The 17,438-nt window shown below is 70.5% G+C and carries 16 protein-coding genes; 15 read left to right on the top strand and 1 reads right to left on the bottom strand.

Features of this window, described 5'->3' with window-relative positions:
• Positions 1-48 precede the first annotated feature (48 nt).
• The gene (locus tag ACFWEP_RS18400; RefSeq protein WP_387371345.1) at positions 49-1,719 is read right to left on the bottom strand and encodes a hypothetical protein; all 1,671 of its coding nucleotides are present in this window, start codon (positions 1,717-1,719) and stop codon (positions 49-51) included.
• Between the two features lie 285 nt (positions 1,720-2,004).
• Here ACFWEP_RS18400 and pgsA point away from each other — a divergent pair, with 285 nt between their 5' ends.
• The 15 genes from pgsA to ACFWEP_RS18325 all read left to right on the top strand — a co-directional run bounded on the left by pgsA (position 2,005) and on the right by ACFWEP_RS18325 (position 17,414).
• Positions 2,005-2,697, top strand: coding sequence for a phosphatidylinositol phosphate synthase (pgsA, locus tag ACFWEP_RS18395; RefSeq protein WP_387371346.1), 693 nt, complete (start codon positions 2,005-2,007; stop codon positions 2,695-2,697).
• Positions 2,694-3,632, top strand: a complete 939-nt coding sequence (locus ACFWEP_RS18390) for a phosphatidylinositol mannoside acyltransferase (protein ID WP_387371344.1) — start codon at positions 2,694-2,696, stop codon at positions 3,630-3,632. The genes pgsA and ACFWEP_RS18390 overlap by 4 nt, the downstream gene beginning before the upstream one ends.
• Complete coding sequence (locus ACFWEP_RS18385; RefSeq protein WP_387371343.1) at positions 3,629-4,852, top strand: glycosyltransferase family 4 protein; 1,224 nt, start codon at positions 3,629-3,631, stop codon at positions 4,850-4,852. The genes ACFWEP_RS18390 and ACFWEP_RS18385 overlap by 4 nt, the downstream gene beginning before the upstream one ends.
• A 124-nt stretch (positions 4,853-4,976) precedes the next feature.
• On the top strand, positions 4,977-5,522 hold the full coding sequence (locus ACFWEP_RS18380; RefSeq protein WP_387371342.1) for a hypothetical protein: 546 nt from the start codon (positions 4,977-4,979) through the stop codon (positions 5,520-5,522).
• 151 nt (positions 5,523-5,673) lie between these two features.
• A complete protein-coding gene (gene pdxS / locus ACFWEP_RS18375; protein ID WP_387371341.1) occupies positions 5,674-6,603 on the top strand; it encodes a pyridoxal 5'-phosphate synthase lyase subunit PdxS in 930 nt (309 codons plus the stop codon).
• Between the two features lie 6 nt (positions 6,604-6,609).
• The gene (gene pdxT / locus ACFWEP_RS18370) at positions 6,610-7,212 is read left to right on the top strand and encodes a pyridoxal 5'-phosphate synthase glutaminase subunit PdxT (protein WP_387371340.1); all 603 of its coding nucleotides are present in this window, start codon (positions 6,610-6,612) and stop codon (positions 7,210-7,212) included.
• Positions 7,213-7,272: 60 nt separating this feature from the next.
• The gene (locus tag ACFWEP_RS18365; RefSeq protein WP_266702367.1) at positions 7,273-8,028 is read left to right on the top strand and encodes a YebC/PmpR family DNA-binding transcriptional regulator; all 756 of its coding nucleotides are present in this window, start codon (positions 7,273-7,275) and stop codon (positions 8,026-8,028) included.
• Positions 8,029-8,158: 130 nt separating this feature from the next.
• A complete protein-coding gene (gene ruvC / locus ACFWEP_RS18360) occupies positions 8,159-8,692 on the top strand; it encodes a crossover junction endodeoxyribonuclease RuvC (RefSeq protein ID WP_387371339.1) in 534 nt (177 codons plus the stop codon).
• Positions 8,689-9,315, top strand: a complete 627-nt coding sequence (gene ruvA, locus ACFWEP_RS18355) for a Holliday junction branch migration protein RuvA (RefSeq protein ID WP_387371338.1) — start codon at positions 8,689-8,691, stop codon at positions 9,313-9,315. The genes ruvC and ruvA overlap by 4 nt, the downstream gene beginning before the upstream one ends.
• A gap of 32 nt (positions 9,316-9,347) precedes the next feature.
• On the top strand, positions 9,348-10,442 hold the full coding sequence (gene ruvB, locus ACFWEP_RS18350) for a Holliday junction branch migration DNA helicase RuvB (RefSeq protein ID WP_387371337.1): 1,095 nt from the start codon (positions 9,348-9,350) through the stop codon (positions 10,440-10,442).
• 166 nt (positions 10,443-10,608) lie between these two features.
• On the top strand, positions 10,609-11,082 hold the full coding sequence (yajC, locus tag ACFWEP_RS18345; protein WP_387371336.1) for a preprotein translocase subunit YajC: 474 nt from the start codon (positions 10,609-10,611) through the stop codon (positions 11,080-11,082).
• 147 nt (positions 11,083-11,229) lie between these two features.
• Entirely contained in the window at positions 11,230-13,047 is a 1,818-nt protein-coding gene (gene secD, locus ACFWEP_RS18340) for a protein translocase subunit SecD (protein ID WP_387371335.1), read from the top strand.
• Between the two features lies 1 nt (position 13,048).
• On the top strand, positions 13,049-14,164 hold the full coding sequence (secF, locus tag ACFWEP_RS18335) for a protein translocase subunit SecF (protein WP_387371334.1): 1,116 nt from the start codon (positions 13,049-13,051) through the stop codon (positions 14,162-14,164).
• Positions 14,161-14,709, top strand: a complete 549-nt coding sequence (locus ACFWEP_RS18330) for an adenine phosphoribosyltransferase (RefSeq protein ID WP_387371333.1) — start codon at positions 14,161-14,163, stop codon at positions 14,707-14,709. The genes secF and ACFWEP_RS18330 overlap by 4 nt, the downstream gene beginning before the upstream one ends.
• A gap of 158 nt (positions 14,710-14,867) precedes the next feature.
• Positions 14,868-17,414 (top strand): RelA/SpoT family protein, encoded by a 2,547-nt coding sequence (locus ACFWEP_RS18325; protein WP_387371332.1) that lies wholly within the window; start codon positions 14,868-14,870, stop codon positions 17,412-17,414.
• Positions 17,415-17,438 lie beyond the last annotated feature (24 nt).

Raw genomic sequence — 17,438 nt, 5'->3', positions numbered from 1 at the left:
CACCCGCAGCGGGTGCCCCCTTCGCCGTACCCGCGTACGGGAGCGGACTCAGGCGTCGTACGTGTCGGCCTTCCTCGGCGCCGCGTCCTGCACCGCGCCGCTCAGCGACATCGAGCGGCTGCTGAAGCGCTCCGTGTCCACGCCGTTCTCCTTCAGCACCCGCAGCGCCGCCGAGTGGACCACCCGCAGCACCGGAGTGGCGGCGCGCAGCGCGTCGTCCGCCATGAAGCGGTGGTTCCACGGCTGCGAGGCCCAGGCGTGCCGCATCCCGAACGGCTCCGGCAGCGAGATCTTGCCGCCGAGGTAGTCCAGCAGCGGCGGATACCAGGTCAGCGGGGCGCGCAGCGCGAGGCGGACCACCTCCTCCGGTTCCACCAGGGGCAGGTTGATCTTGCGGGTCTCCCAGAAGCGGACGGTCTTGTTGACCGTCTTCGTCTTCGCGGCGGGCTTGGAGAAGAAGAGCGAGTGGACCGGACCCAGCGCGTGGCCGGTGACCTCGATGCGCAGCGTCTCGTGCAGCACCGTCACCGTGATCATCATGGTCAGCACCAACTGGCCGTCCCAGAGCGTGAACTGCACGCCCAGGTAGTGCCGGGCACCGCTGCCGAACTGCTGGTGGTTGCAGATGCGCTGTATCTCGTGCGGCTTGACCTGGAAGGTCGCCACGTCCTCACCGGCAGGGCGGGAGACCGAGTCCGCGTTCTCGCCCACCGGGGAGACGATCCAGTGCTTCACCGAAGGCTTCGGGAAACCACCGGTGTTCAGCGGCCCCCGCTCCAGCATCTGCAACTGGTCGTGGATGACCCGGATCACGTCCCAGCTGCGGAACTGGTGGAACTCCTTGGTGGGATCGGCCGAGACCAGCTCCTCCGCCAACTGCCAGCTGCCCCAGCGGGTACCCATGCCGAGAATGCCCTTGGGGCCGGCGTAGAACACCGAGTTCGACTGCTGCTCCGCCGCGAGCTTCTCCAGTGACTGCCGCAGCGCCTCGCGGGCGGTCTCGTTCGGGTTCTTCGGCACCGCGTCCGGGATCTTCGCGCTGACCCCGCCGCCCGAGAGCAAGCCCTCCCAACGGACCCGCATGTCCCTCGCGGAGGTCTCCGCGATCCGCTTGGCGATCAGCCAGCCGACCACCGGGGCGACGATGGCCCCGCGCAGGTAGAGCCCCAGGAAGCCGCCGACCGGCAGCGCGATCAGCGCCACCACCGCCAGGCCGCCGATGATGACCAGCACCACCGTGCCCAGCGCCTTGAACGCGGTGTCCTTGGACTTGTCGAGGGCGTCCCGCAGCCGGAAGGCGATGATCCACAGCAGCAGGCCGGGCAGGAACAGCACCCCGCACACCAGCGTCACCAGCGTCAGCCTGGTGTCGCGCTCCTTGCGCAGCCGGGATGCCGAAAGGCAGTGCTCCACGACCGTCTGCGGGTCCATCCCGAAGGACTGGATCAGCGCGCCGCGCGCCCCGCCCAGGGTGCGCTCCTGCACCGCGCGCGAGAAGGCCTCACCCAGGTTGGGCTTGAAGTAGTTGGCCCTGAAGAACTTCGAGGAACCCTCCGACACCGAGGACTTGTGCCACTCGTTGTCCGCTTTGAGGATCTCCTCCACCGGGCTGTCCCGGTACGCCGCCGAGGCCAGGGCGTTCGTCGCCACCGCCCCGGCGCTCGCGCCCTGGATCGGGATCTGCGCCCCGGGAGAAAAGTCGAATCCGTCGCTGGCCACTTGTTCGCCCCCACTCGCCGCATGGTCTGCTCCTGCGGGTGTGCCCAACTACCGTACGCGGCATACCTTCTGAGCTGCGCCCACAGCGTAGCGCCCGAACGCCCCCACCGCCCGTCACCGGAGCGCAGCCGACAGTGATTGCGACAACGCGCCGTCCGAGCGCCCCCGCGACGCGCAGAAACAGCGGGACGGGTGCCCGTCCGGTGGACCGGCCGCGTGGTGACTACGATGGGCCAGCCGGTGGCCGAAGGGGCCGCACGGCCCACCGACCCCTCAGGGAAGGCCATGCTGAACAAGTACGCGCGTGCGTTTTTCACGCGTGTCCTCACGCCGTTCGCCGCTCTGCTGCTCCGACTCGGGGTCAGTCCCGACGCGGTCACCCTGATCGGCACGGCCGGAGTGATGGCCGGTGCGCTCGTCTTCTTCCCCATGGGGGAGTTCTTCTGGGGCACCATCGTCATCACCGTCTTCGTCTTCTCGGACCTCGTCGACGGGAACATGGCACGGCAGGCCGGGATCTCCAGCCGCTGGGGCGCGTTCCTCGACTCGACGCTCGACCGGGTCGCCGACGGCGCCATCTTCGGCGGCTTCGCACTCTGGTACGCGGGCAACGGCGACGACAACATCCTCTGCGCCGTGGCGATCTTCTGCCTCGCCAGCGGCCAGGTCGTGTCGTACACCAAGGCGCGCGGCGAGTCGATCGGTCTGCCCGTCGCCGTCAACGGCCTGGTGGAGCGCGCCGAGCGCCTGGTGATCTCGCTGGTCGCCGCCGGCCTCGCGGGACTGCACGGCTTCGGCGTCCCCGGCATCCAGATCCTGCTGCCGATCGCGCTGTGGATCGTCGCCGCGGGCAGCCTGGTGACCCTCGTCCAGCGTGTGGTCACCGTGCGCCGGGAGTCCGCCGAGGCGGACGCGGCCGCCGCCGCGGCAGCCGCGGGAGCGGGCCCGGCGGGTCGGGGGACCGAGGACGGCCGGTGAGCAAGCCAGGCACCGACCTCAGGGACCGGCTGACCGACGGGCTCTACGGGCTCGGCTGGGGCGCGGTGAAGAAGCTGCCCGAGCCGGCCGCCCGTGCCCTCTTCCGCACCCTCGCCGACCAGGTGTGGAAACGGCGCGGCAAGAGCGTGCTGCGCCTCGAGTCGAACCTCGCCCGCGTCGTTCCCGACGCCTCCGCCGCCCGGCTCGCCGAACTCTCCCGGGCCGGCATGCGCTCGTACATGCGCTACTGGATGGAGTCCTTCCGGCTGCCCGCCTGGAGCCCGGAGCAGATCAAGGCACGCATCGACGTCACCGACGCCCACCGCCTCACCGAAGGCCTGGACGCCGGACGCGGAGTCGTCCTCGCCCTGCCGCACCTGGGGAACTGGGACCTGGCCGGAGCCTGGGTCACCACCGACCTCAAGGTCCCCTTCACCACGGTCGCCGAACGCCTCAAGCCCGAGACCCTCTACGACCGCTTCGTCGCCTACCGCGAGAGCCTCGGCATGGAGGTGCTGCCGCACAGCGGCGGCGCCGCCTTCGGCACCCTGGCCCGCCGGCTGCGCGCGGGCGGACTGGTCTGCCTGGTCGCCGACCGCGACCTGTCCGCCTCCGGGGTGGAGGTCGACTTCTTCGGCGCCCGCGCCCGGATGCCCGCCGGTCCGGCGCTGCTCGCCCAGCAGACCGGGGCGCTGCTGCTCCCCGTCACCCTCGGCTTCGACGACACACCCGTCATGCGGGCACGGGTCCACCCGACCGTCGCCGTGCCCGAGGAGGGCACGAGGACCGAGCGGACCGCCGCCATGACCCAGGCCCTCGCCGACGCCTTCGCGGAAGGCATCGCCGCCCACCCGGAGGACTGGCACATGCTGCAACGGCTCTGGCTCGACGACCTCGACACCACGGGCGGCACGGCCGAGGGGAGGACCCCGTGAAGATCGGCATCGTCTGCCCCTACTCCTGGGACGTCCCCGGTGGTGTCCAGTTCCACATCAGGGACCTCGCCGACCACCTGATCCGGCTCGGCCACGAGGTCTCGGTACTCGCCCCGGCCGACGACGACACCCCGCTGCCGCCGTTCGTCGTCTCGGCGGGCCGGGCCGTACCGGTCCCGTACAACGGCTCGGTGGCCCGTCTCAACTTCGGCTTCCTCTCGGCGGCCCGGGTGCGCCGCTGGCTGCACGACGGCACCTTCGACGTCATCCACATCCACGAGCCGGCCTCGCCCTCGCTGGGACTGCTCGCCTGCTGGGCGGCGCAGGGGCCGATCGTCGCCACCTTCCACACCTCGAACCCGCGTTCCCGCGCGATGATCGCCGCGTACCCGATCCTCCAGCCCGCCCTGGAGAAGATCAGCGCCCGCATCGCGGTGAGCGAGTACGCCCGCCGGACCTTGGTCGAACACCTCGGCGGCGACGCCGTGGTCATCCCCAACGGTGTCGACGTCGGGTTCTTCGCCGACGTGGAGCCGAAGCCGGAGTGGCAGGGCTCCACCCTCGGCTTCGTCGGCCGCATCGACGAGCCGCGCAAGGGGCTCCCGGTCCTGATGAAGGCCCTGCCGGCGATCCTCGCCGCCCGTCCGGACACACGACTGCTGGTGGCCGGCCGGGGCGACGAGGAGGAGGCCGTCGCCTCGCTCCCCGAGGAGCTGCGCTCCCGCGTCGAGTTCCTCGGCATGGTCAGCGACGAGGACAAGGCCCGGCTGCTGGCCAGCGTCGACGTGTACATCGCCCCCAACACCGGCGGTGAGAGCTTCGGGATCATCCTGGTGGAGGCCCTTTCGGCGGGTGCCGCGGTGCTCGCCAGCGACCTCGACGCGTTCGCCCAGGTACTGGACCAGGGCGCGGCCGGGGAGCTCTTCGCCAACGAGGACGCGGGGGCGCTGGCGGACGCGGCGATCCGGCTGCTGGGCGATCCGGAGCGCAGGGCGGAGCTCAGCGAGCGGGGGAGCGCGCACGTACGGCGCTTCGACTGGTCGACGGTCGGCGCCGACATCCTCGCGGTGTACGAGACGGTCGCGGACGGCGCCGCCTCGGTGGCGGCCGACGAGCGCGCGACCGGCCTGCGGGCCCGATTCGGGCTCGTCCGGGACCGGGACGCCGCGCAGCCCAGGGACCGCGACGCTGCCCAGCCGTTCGGACCGGCCGGGGACTGACCGCCGGGGCCCCGCCCGGTCCGGTGCCGGGCCGGGAGCGCCGTACGGTACCGCCGCGGGAGCGCCCGGCCCCGGACCGCCGGCCGGTCGGAGCGGGCGCCGGGCGGCGGTAGCCTTTGCGCCCGTGACCGCAACCTTGATCTGGACCGTCGTCGCACTCGTCGCGATCGGCCTGTACCTCAGCTGGACCGCCGGACGCCTGGACCGGCTGCACGCGCGGATCGACGCCGCCCGTGCCGCCCTGGACGCGCAGTTGCTGCGCCGTGCCTCGGTCACCCAGGAACTGGCCACCTCAGGCCTGCTGGACCCCGCCGCCTCCCTCGTCCTGTACGAGGCCGCGCACGCCTCCCGCCAGGCCGAGGAGGACCACCGCGAGGTCGCGGAGAGCGAGCTGAGCACCGCCCTGCGCGCGGTCTTCGGCGAGAGCGTCCAGGTGGAAGCCGTACGGGAGGCCCGCGGCGGTGAGGAGGCGGCGGACGAACTCGCCGCCGCCGTACGCCGGGTACCGATGGCCAGGCGGTTCCACAACGACGCGGTGCGCGCAGCACGAGCCCTGCGCACCCACCGCACGGTGCGCTGGTTCCGGCTGGCCGGGCACGCCCCCTTCCCGCTCGCCTTCGAGATGGACGACACCCCGCCGGCCGCGCTCGCCGACCGCCCGGGCACCTGAGACGGGCCCGGGCCGGGAGGCCAGGGGGCGGCGGGCCAGGGGGGAGGGGCCAAAACGATCCACCGCCTCCCCATTGGCCCTTGCTGTGGACTGGTCCGGGGGCGTTTGCTCGGCGGTGCAGGAAACCAGTCCTTTCACCGAGTGAGGTCCCGTGTCCACGCTTCCCAGCACCCCGCAGTCCGCAGTGTCCGCCGGTTCCGCCGCCACCGGCACCGCCCGCGTCAAGCGCGGCATGGCCGAGCAGCTCAAGGGCGGCGTGATCATGGACGTCGTCGACGCCGAGCAGGCGAAGATCGCCGAGGACGCGGGCGCGGTGGCCGTGATGGCCCTGGAGCGGGTGCCGGCCGACATCCGCAAGGACGGCGGCGTGGCCCGGATGTCCGACCCGAACATGATCGAGGAGATCATCGGGGCCGTCTCCATCCCCGTCATGGCCAAGTCCCGCATCGGGCACTTCGTGGAGGCCCAGGTCCTCCAGTCCCTCGGCGTCGACTACATCGACGAGTCCGAGGTCCTCACCCCGGCCGACGAGGTCAACCACAGCGACAAGTTCGCCTTCACCACCCCGTTCGTCTGTGGCGCCACCAACCTGGGCGAGGCCCTGCGCCGTATCGCCGAGGGCGCCGCGATGATCCGCTCCAAGGGCGAGGCCGGCACCGGCAACGTCGTGGAGGCGGTCCGCCACCTGCGCCAGATCAAGAACGAGATCGCCCGGCTGCGCGGCTACGACAACAACGAGCTGTACGCCGCCGCCAAGGAGCTGCGCGCCCCGTACGAGCTGGTCAAGGAGGTCGCCGAGCTGGGCAAGCTCCCCGTGGTGCTGTTCTCCGCCGGCGGTGTCGCCACCCCCGCGGACGCCGCGCTCATGCGCCAGCTCGGCGCCGAGGGCGTCTTCGTCGGCTCCGGCATCTTCAAGTCGGGCGACCCCGCCAAGCGCGCCGCCGCCATCGTGAAGGCCACCACCTTCTACGACGACCCGAAGGTCATCGCGGACGCCTCGCGCAACCTCGGCGAGGCCATGGTCGGCATCAACTGCGACACGCTGCCCGAGGCCGAGCGCTACGCCAACCGCGGCTGGTAACCCCCGATGACCGACACCCCCGTGATCGGGGTACTGGCCCTCCAGGGCGACGTACGCGAACACCTGATCGCCCTGGCCTCGGCGGACGCCCTGGCCAGGCCGGTCCGGCGCCCCGAGGAGCTCGCCGGGGTCGACGGTCTCGTCATCCCGGGCGGCGAATCCACCACCATGTCCAAACTCGCGGTGCTCTTCGGCATGATGGAGCCGCTGCGCGAGCGGGTCCGGGCGGGCATGCCGGTCTACGGCACCTGCGCGGGCATGATCATGCTCGCCGACAAGATCCTGGACCCCCGCTCGGGCCAGGAGACCGTCGGCGGGATCGACATGATCGTGCGCCGCAACGCCTTCGGCCGCCAGAACGAGTCCTTCGAGGCCTCCGTCACCGTACGGGGCATCGAGGAAGAAAAGGGCGGACCGGTGGAGGGGGTATTCATCCGGGCCCCTTGGGTGGAATCGGTGGGCGCCTCGGTCGAGGTACTGGCCGAACACCGCGGCCACGTGGTCGCCGTACGCCAGAAGAACGCCCTGGCGACCTCGTTCCACCCGGAACTGACCGGCGACCACCGTGTCCACGCGTTCTTCGTCGAGATGGTGCGCGCGGTGCTCTGAACGATCCCGGTAGGATCTCTCGGGTTCGGATCGATTTTGGTGACGCGAAGGAGAAGGCAGATGTCCGGCCACTCTAAATGGGCTACGACGAAGCACAAGAAGGCCGTGGTTGACGCCAAGCGCGGCAAGCTCTTCGCGAAGCTGATCAAGAACATCGAGGTCGCGGCCCGCTCCGGCGGCGTGGACCCCGACGGCAACCCGACGCTCGTCGACGCCATCCAGAAGGCGAAGAAGAGCTCCGTCCCGAACAAGAACATCGACTCCGCGGTCAAGCGCGGCGGCGGTCTCGAAGCGGGCGGCGCCGACTACGAGACGATCATGTACGAGGGCTACGGCCCCAACGGTGTCGCGGTGCTCATCGAGTGCCTCACCGACAACCGCAACCGTGCCGCCTCCGACGTGCGCGTGGCGATGACCCGCAACGGCGGCTCGATGGCCGACCCGGGCTCCGTCTCGTACCTGTTCAACCGCAAGGGCGTCATCAACCTGCCCAAGGGCGAGCTGACCGAGGACGACGTGCTGGGCGCCGTGCTCGACGCGGGCGCCGAAGAGGTCAACGACCTCGGCGACACCTTCGAGGTCGTCAGCGAGGCCACCGACATGGTCGCGGTCCGCACCGCGCTCCAGGAGGCGGGCATCGACTACGACTCCGCCGACGCCAACTTCCTGCCCACCATGCAGGTCGAGCTCGACGAAGAGGGCGCGCGCAAGATCTTCAAGCTCATCGACGCGCTGGAGGACAGCGACGACGTGCAGAACGTCTTCGCCAACTTCGACGTCTCGGACGAGGTCATGGAGAAGCTCGACGCCGCCTGATCCTGGCGATCTGGCGGCTGTACGCAGCACGGGCCGACGGGGACACACCCCCGTCGGCCCGTCGCGTTGTCGGAGTCGCCCGCTAACCTGCCAGAACAATTGACCGAGCGGTGAGGACAGGGGGCGCTCCGTGCGCGTACTCGGCGTGGACCCGGGGCTGACCCGGTGCGGTGTCGGCGTCGTCGACGGCGTCGCGGGCCGCCCGCTGACCATGATCGGGGTCGGCGTGGTGCGTACCCCGCCCGAGGCCGAGCTCGGCGACCGCCTGGTCGCGATCGAGCGCGGCATCGAGCAGTGGCTCGACGAACACCGTCCCGGCTTCGTCGCCGTGGAGCGCGTGTTCAGCCAGCACAACGTCCGCACGGTCATGGGTACCGCCCAGGCCAGCGCGGTCGCCATGCTCTGCGCCGCCCGACGCGGCATCCCTGTCGCCCTGCACACCCCCAGCGAGGTGAAGGCCGCCGTGACCGGTTCCGGGCGCGCCGACAAGGCGCAGGTCGGCGCCATGGTCACCCGGCTGCTCCGGCTCGACGCCCCGCCCAAGCCCGCCGACGCCGCCGACGCCCTCGCGCTCGCGATCTGCCACATCTGGCGGGCCCCCGCGCAGAACCGGCTCCAGCAGGCCGTCGCCGCCCATCGCACGCTGAAAGGCCGCACCGCATGATCGCCTTCCTCTCCGGCCCGGTGGCCGCCCTCTCCCCGGCCGCGGCCGTCATCGAGGTGGGCGGCATCGGCATGGCCGTCCAGTGCGCCCCGCGCACCCTCGCCGATCTCCGGATCGGCCAGCAGGCCAGGCTCGCCACCTCCCTCGTCGTGCGTGAGGACTCCCTCACGCTCTACGGCTTCGCCGACGACGACGAGCGTCAGGTCTTCGAGCTGCTCCAGACCGCCAGCGGCGTCGGCCCCCGGCTCGCCCAGGCCATGCTCGCCACCCACAGCCCGGACGCCCTGCGCCAGGCCGTCTCCACCGGCGACGAGAAGGCCCTGATGGCCGTCTCCGGCATCGGCAAGAAGGGCGCCCAGAAGCTCCTGCTGGAGCTCAAGGACCGGCTCGGAGCCCCGCTGGGCGCCCACATCGGCCGGCAGACGCCCGGCGCCGCCCCGGTCCCCGACTGGCGCGAGCAGCTCCAGGCCGCGCTGATCGGTCTCGGTTACGCCGCCAGGGAGGCCGAGGAAGCGGTGTCCGCCGTCGCCCCGCAGGCCGAGGCGGCCCTCACGGAGGGTGTCCGGCCCCCCGTGCCGCAGCTGCTGCGCGCCGCCCTCCAGACCCTCAACCGCACCCGCTGACCGGCGCCGAACCCCGAGGCAGGACTGACCGTATGAACTGGGACGAGACCGGACCCGACACCGACGAGCGGGCCGCGGACGCCGCCGCGGCGTACGACGACCGGCTGGTCACCGGCGTCGCGGACGGCGAGGACACCGCGGTCGAAGCCGCGCTGCGCCCCAAGGACCTCGACGAGTTCGTGGGCCAGGAGAAGGTCCGCGAGCAGCTCGACCTCGTCCTCAAGGCCGCACGCGCCCGGGGCGCCACCGCCGACCACGTGCTTCTTTCGGGGGCACCGGGCCTCGGCAAGACCACTCTTTCGATGATCATCGCCGCGGAGATGAACGCGCCCATCCGGATCACCTCCGGGCCCGCCATCCAGCACGCGGGCGACCTCGCCGCGATCCTCTCCTCCCTCCAGGAGGGCGAGGTCCTCTTCCTGGACGAGATCCACCGCATGTCCCGGCCGGCCGAGGAAATGCTCTACATGGCGATGGAGGACTTCCGCGTCGACGTCATCGTCGGCAAGGGCCCCGGCGCCACCGCCATCCCCCTGGAACTCCCGCCCTTCACCCTGGTCGGCGCGACCACCCGGGCCGGCTTGCTGCCGCCCCCGCTGAGGGACCGGTTCGGCTTCACCGGCCACATGGAGTTCTACGCCCCCGCCGAGCTGGAGCGCGTCATCCACCGCTCCGCCGGACTCCTCGACGTGGCCATCGACACGGCGGGCGCCGCCGAGATCGCCGGCCGCTCCCGCGGCACCCCCCGCATCGCCAACCGCCTGCTGCGCCGGGTCCGCGACTACGCCCAGGTCAAGGCGGACGGCGCGATCGACCGGGAGATCGCCGCCGCGGCCCTCAAGGTGTACGAAGTGGACGCCCGCGGGCTCGACCGGCTCGACCGGGCCGTTCTCGGCGCCCTGCTGAAGCTCTTCGCGGGTGGTCCGGTCGGCCTCTCCACCCTCGCCGTCGCGGTGGGGGAGGAGCGCGAGACGGTCGAGGAGGTCGCCGAGCCCTTCCTCGTACGCGAGGGACTGCTGGCGAGGACACCGCGCGGAAGGGTGGCCACCCCGGCCGCCTGGGCCCATCTGGGGCTGGTCGCGCCGCAGCACGGCGTAAAGGGACAAGCAGGCCTGTTCGGGGCGTGATGCGTCACAGCTTGACCATTTGCGGAACCGGGGTGCGATGCTGGGCGTTGTTCCATCGATGCGGACTCGCTTAGACTCCGCCGATGCCGCCCTTAAAGGTCGGTGTACCCACCCCCGTAGATACAGGCCGCTGTTTCAGCGCGGTCGTGCGAAGGAAATGCGTCCTGTGAGTCTCCAACTTCTTCTCCCCGTGATCCTGATCTTCGGCCTCATGTTCATGATGACCCGGTCCCAAAAGAAGAAGCAGGAGGCTGCGGTCCAGATGCGTAACGAGATGCAGCCGGGCACCGGCGTGCGCACGATCGGTGGCATGTACGCCACGGTCAAGGAGGTCCAGGAGGACACCGTCCTCCTGGAGGTCGCTCCCGGTGTCCACGCGATCTACGCGAAGAACGCCATCGGTGCCGTCCTGGACGACGCGGAGTACAACCGCATCGTGCACGGCGACACCGACGAGCCCGACTCCCCGGTCGTTCCGGACGACGCCTCCTCGCTGACCGACGGCCACGCCGCCGGTGACGAGAAGATCGACCTGGACAAGAAGTTCACGGTCGCCGACGAGTCCGACGCCGATCAGACCCCGGCGAAGGACATCGAGGCCAAGGACGCCAAGGACGACGGCGACACCGGCGCGAAGTAGTCGTACGACACCGGGACACCGCCCGCCGACCCGGCGAGCGGTCTCCCCGGACCGTTCGGTCTTCTGCGGGGGCGGGTCCCCACAACACTTCGTGGCCGCTCGGGCGCGTACCCGGCGCGGAGCGGTTGGACAGGGAGAAACGAAAAGGTGGCAGCACCGAAGAAGGGCCGAGGGCCGGCCGGTGGCGGTCAGGGAAGGCCGGGGCGTTCCCTGGCTCTCATCCTGATCGTCATGGTCGCGCTCGCTGGCGGGATGTTCCTGTCCGGCCACACCACTCCGAGACTGGGCATCGACCTGGCCGGTGGTACGTCGATCACGCTCCAGGCGAAGAGCCAGCCCGGCAAGCCGGACGCGGTCAACGAGACCAACATGAACACGGCGGTCAACATCATCGAGCGCCGTGTCAACGGTCTCGGTGTGTCCGAGGCCGAGGTTCAGACCCAGGGCTCCAGCAACATCATCGTGAACATCCCGAAGGGGACCAACTCAGAACAGGCCCGTGAGCAGGTCGGTACGACCGCCCAGCTCTACTTCCGGCCCGTTCTGACCGTCGAGGCCAGTGGCTCCGACGCCACCCCTTCGGCCACCGCCACTCCCTCCGGCAGCGCCTCGGCGACCCCCTCCGCGTCGGCTTCCGCCTCCGCGAAGGCCACCGACGGCGAGACGGCCACGGACGGCGACAAGGCCGACTCCTCGGCCACGCCCTCGGCGAGCGCCACCACCCAGGGCCGCGCCGTCACCTCGGCGCTGACCAAGGACGACCCCACCCCGAGCGCCACGGCTTCCGCGACCGGTGACACCGCCGCCACGGACGACGCCGCCGCGGCCGACGCCTCGCCGAGCGCCTCCGTCGACCCGGCCACCGCCAAGCTCCAGGCCGAGTTCGCCGCGCTCGACTGCTCCGACCCGAAGCAGCGCGCCGAGGCCGGCCAGGACGCCAAGGCCACCGACACCATCGTCGCCTGCGGCTCCAACACCCCGGGCAGCTACGAGAAGTACGTCCTCGGCCCGGCCGAGGTCTCCGGCAGCGACGTGGACAACGCCCAGGGCGCCATCGACCAGTCCACCGGTGAGTGGATCGTGACGATGGAGTTCAACTCCAAGGGCGCGAAGAAGTTCAACAAGATCACCTCGACGCTGGCGCAGCAGACCTCGCCGATGAACCAGTTCGCCATCGTCCTCGACGGCGAAGTGGTCTCCGCGCCCTCGGTCGCCAGCGCGCTCAGCGCCAACGCCCAGATCTCGGGCAACTTCACCCAGCAGTCGGCCCAGGACCTCGGCAACATCCTGTCCTACGGTGCCCTGCCGCTGACCTTCAAGGAGGCGAGCGTCACCACGGTGACCGCCGCCCTCGGTGGAGAGCAGCTCCAGGCCGGCCTCATCGCCGGTGCCATCGGTCTGGCGCTGGTCGTCATCTACCTGGTCGCTTACTACCGCGGCCTGGCGAGCATCGCCCTGCTGAGCCTCCTGGCCTCCGGCATCCTCACGTACACGATCATGGCCCTGCTCGGCCCGGCCATCGGCTTCGCGCTGAACCTGCCGGCGGTCTGCGGTGCCATCGTGGCCATCGGTATCACCGCCGACTCGTTCATCGTGTACTTCGAACGAGTGAGAGACGAGATCCGCGAGGGCCGCACCCTCCGGCCGGCCATCGAGCGTGCCTGGCCGCGTGCCCGGCGCACCATCCTGGTCTCCGACTTCGTGTCGTTCCTCGCCGCCGCCGTGCTCTTCGTGGTCACCGTCGGCAAGGTCCAGGGCTTCGCGTTCACGCTCGGCCTCACCACCGTGCTCGACGTCGTCGTGGTGTTCTTCTTCACCAAGCCGGTCATGACGCTGATGGGCCGGACGAAGTTCTTCTCCAGCGGCCACCCCTGGTCCGGGCTGGACCCGAAGCGGCTCGGCGCCAAGCCGCCGCTGCGCCGCTCGCGCCGCGTCAACTCCTCCACCGACCCGAAGGAGGCGTGAGATGTCGCGACTCGGCAACATCGGCGCCCGGCTCTACCGAGGCGAGCTCGGCTACGACTTCATCGGTAAGCGCAAGATCTGGTACGGCGTCTCGATCCTGATCACCATCACGGCCATCCTCGGCCTGGCGGTCGGCGGCCTGAACATGGGCATCGAGTTCAAGGGCGGTGCGGTCTTCACGACCGACACCAAGGCCAAGATCTCCACCTCGCAGGCCCAGGAGGCGGCCGTGGCGGCCTCCGGCCACGAGGCGATCGTGCAGGAGCTCGGCAACGGCGGTCTGCGCATCCAGATCACCGAGGTCGACACCGCCAAGGCCGACGGCATCAAGACCCAGCTCTCGAAGGACCTCGGCGTCCCGGCGTCTAAGATCAACGCCGACCTGGTCGGCCCGAGCTGGGGCGAGCAGATCGCCAACAAGGCGTGGACCGGCCTGGGGATCTTCATGGTCCTCGTGGTGGTCTACCTCGCCATCGCCTTCGAGTGGCGCATGGCGGTCGCCGCCCTCGTGGCGCTGATCCACGACATCACCATCACGGTCGGTGTCTACGCCCTGGTCGGCTTCGAGGTCACCCCGGGCACCGTGATCGGTCTGCTCACCATCCTCGGTTACTCCCTCTACGACACGGTCGTCGTCTTCGACTCCCTCAAGGAGGGCCAGAAGGGGATCACCAAGCAAACCCGGTACACGTACAGCGAGATCGCCAACAAGTCGATCAACGGCACACTGGTGCGTTCCATCAACACCACCGTGGTCGCGCTCCTCCCCGTCGCCGGTCTGCTCTTCATCGGCGGCGGCGTCCTCGGCGCCGGCATGCTGAACGACATCTCGCTGTCTCTGTTCGTCGGCCTCGCGGCCGGCGCGTACTCCTCGATCTTCATCGCCACGCCGCTCGTCTCCGACCTCAAGGAGCGCGAGCCGCAGATGAAGGCGCTCACCAAGCGCATTCTCGCCAAGCGCGCCGCGGCCGAGGCCAAGGGCGAGTCCGAGGAGGAGGACGACGAGCAGCAGGACAACGGGTACGCGGGTGCCGGAGCCGGCTCCTCGGCATCGGTGATCGGCCAGCGTCGCGAGCCCGGTGGCAGCACCGGCCCCGGTCGGGGGAAGCGCCGATGACCAGCGCCGAATCCGTCCGGGAGCTGCTGCTCAGCCGCATCCGTGACGTACCCGACTACCCCAAGCCGGGCGTCCTCTTCAAGGACATCACCCCGCTGCTCGCGGACCCGGTCGCCTTCTCGGCGCTGACCGACGTCCTCGCGGAGCTGTGCGTCAAGCACGGTGCCACCCGGGTCGTCGGACTGGAGGCGCGCGGCTTCATCCTCGCCGCACCCGTCGCCGTCCGGGCCGGACTCGGCTTCATCCCCGTGCGCAAGGCCGGAAAGCTGCCCGGAGCTACGCTCCGCCAGGCCTACGACCTGGAGTACGGCACCGCCGAGATCGAGGTGCACGCCGAGGACATCACCGCCGACGACCGGATCATGGTCATCGACGACGTCCTCGCCACCGGCGGCACCGCCGAAGCCTCGCTGGAGCTCGTCCGGCGGGCCGGTGCGAAGGTCGCGGGCGTCGCGGTCCTCATGGAGCTCGGCTTCCTCGACGGCCGCAGCCGTCTGGAGCCCGCCCTCCAGGGGGCCCCGCTGGAGGCACTGATCACCGTCTGATCACCGTTCGAGCGGTTGGTACGACCACGTGTGGGCACCCGGGGAACAACCGGGTGCCCACACGCGTTGTCAGAGCTTCCACGGTCCCCGGACGAGGAGCCCTCGGTGGCTCGATACGATGGCCTTCCGGGTAGTCCGGATACGCACGAGGAGTGCCCTTGCCAGACGAGGCCAACGCAGCCGGAGCGCCGCAGCCGGAGAAGCCCGCGGCGGAGTCCGCCGCGCCCTCTCCCGCCACCCCGACGGGGGAGACCCCCGGAAGTCCGGAGAAGCGGCCCGCCGCACCGGACGCCACCGGGCCCGAGAAACGGCCCGCTCCCGCCCTTCCGGCGCCGCCCGCCTCGAAGAATCCGGCCAGGCCCGTCAAACCGGCCACCCCCGCCGGGCAGCCCGCCCGCACCGGCGGCTCCTCCAACCGGGTCAGGGCCCGCCTCGCCCGACTGGGCGTACAGCGTTCCAGCCCGTACAACCCGGTCCTGGAACCGCTGCTGCGCACCGTGCGCCAGAACGACCCCAAGATCGAGACGGCCACGCTCCGGCAGATCGAGCGGGCCTACCAGGTCGCCGAGCGCTGGCACCGGGGACAGAAGCGCAAGAGCGGCGACCCGTACATCACGCACCCGCTCGCGGTCACCACGATCCTCGCCGAGCTGGGCATGGATCCGGCCACCCTGATGGCGGGCCTGCTGCACGACACCGTCGAGGACACCGAGTACGGCCTGGACACCCTGCGCCGTGACTTCGGCGACCAGGTCGCGCTGCTCGTCGACGGCGTGACCAAGCTGGACAAGGTGAAGTTCGGCGAGGCCGCCCAGGCCGAGACCGTCCGCAAGATGGTCGTCGCGATGGCCAAGGACCCCCGTGTCCTCGTCATCAAGCTCGCCGACCGGCTGCACAACATGCGCACCATGCGGTACCTCAAGCGGGAGAAGCAGGAGAAGAAGGCCCGCGAGACGCTGGAGATCTACGCTCCGCTCGCCCACCGCCTGGGCATGAACACCATCAAGTGGGAACTGGAGGACCTCGCCTTCGCGATCCTCTACCCCAAGATGTACGACGAGATCGTCCGCCTGGTCGCCGAGCGTGCGCCCAAACGCGACGAGTACCTCGCGATAGTGACCGACGAGGTCCAGTCCGACCTGCGGGCCGCGCGCATCAAGGCCACCGTCACCGGGCGGCCGAAGCACTACTACAGCGTCTACCAGAAGATGATCGTGCGAGGCCGCGACTTCGCCGAGATCTACGACCTGGTGGGCATCCGTGTCCTCGTGGACACCGTCCGCGACTGCTACGCGGCGCTCGGCACCGTGCACGCGCGATGGAACCCGGTCCCCGGCCGGTTCAAGGACTACATCGCGATGCCCAAGTTCAACATGTACCAGTCGTTGCACACGACGGTCATCGGCCCCAGCGGCAAGCCCGTCGAGCTCCAGATCCGTACGTTCGACATGCACCGCCGCGCCGAGTACGGCATCGCCGCGCACTGGAAGTACAAGCAGGAGGCCGTCGCCGGGGCGTCCAAGGTCCGCACCGACGTGCCCAAGAGCACCAGCGGCGGGCGGAGCCAGGACACGGTCAACGACATGGCGTGGCTGCGCCAGCTCCTCGACTGGCAGAAGGAGACCGAGGACCCGAGCGAGTTCCTGGAGTCGCTGCGCTTCGATCTCTCGCGCAACGAGGTCTTCGTCTTCACGCCCAAGGGCGACGTGATAGCGCTGCCGGCCGGTGCGACCCCGGTCGACTTCGCCTTCGCCGTCCACACCGAGGTCGGCTACCGCACGATAGGAGCACGGGTCAACGGGCGGCTCGTACCGCTCGAATCGACGCTCGACAACGGCGACCTGGTGGAGATCTTCACCTCCAAGGCGGCCGGTGCCGGACCTTCCCGGGACTGGCTCGGCTTCGTCAAGTCGCCCCGCGCCAGGAACAAGATCCGCGCCTGGTTCTCCAAGGAACGCCGCGACGAGGCCATCGAGCAGGGCAAGGACTCCATCGCCCGCGCGATGCGCAAGCAGAACCTGCCGATCCAGCGCATCCTGACCGGCGACTCCCTGGTCACCCTCGCGCACGAGATGCGCTACCCGGACATCTCGTCGCTGTACGCCGCGATCGGCGAGGGCCATGTCACCGCCGCCGGAGTCGTGCAGAAGCTGGTGCAGGCACTGGGCGGCGAGGACGCCGCCAACGAGGACCTCGCCGAGAGCGCCCCGCCCTCGCGCGGCCGCAGCAAGCGACGGGCGAACAACGACCCCGGGGTCGTCGTCAAGGGTGTGGACGACGTCTGGGTCAAGCTGGCCCGCTGCTGCACCCCCGTACCCGGCGATCCCATCATCGGGTTCGTCACCCGGGGCAGCGGTGTCTCGGTGCACCGCGCGGACTGCGTGAACGTGGACTCCCTGTCGCAGCAACCCGAGCGCATCCTGGAAGTCGAGTGGGCGCCGACCCAGTCCTCCGTCTTCCTGGTCGCCATCCAGGTCGAGGCGCTGGACCGCTCGCGGCTCCTCTCGGACGTCACCCGCGTCCTGTCCGACCAGCACGTCAACATCCTGTCGGCGGCCGTGCAGACCTCCCGCGACCGGGTGGCGACCTCCCGGTTCACCTTCGAGATGGGCGACCCCAAGCACCTGGGCCACGTCCTGAAGGCCGTACGCGGCGTGGAGGGCGTCTACGACGTCTACCGGGTCACCTCGGCCCGGCGGCCGTAGGCGGTCCGACGGGCAACGAGAAGG

It is taken from the genome of Streptomyces sp. NPDC060198 (assembly GCF_042728415.1).
Taxonomy (GTDB): Bacteria; Actinomycetota; Actinomycetes; order Streptomycetales; family Streptomycetaceae; genus Streptomyces.
The sequence above is the reverse complement of the archived record's forward strand: the minus strand, read 5'-3'. Positions and strand labels throughout refer to the sequence as shown.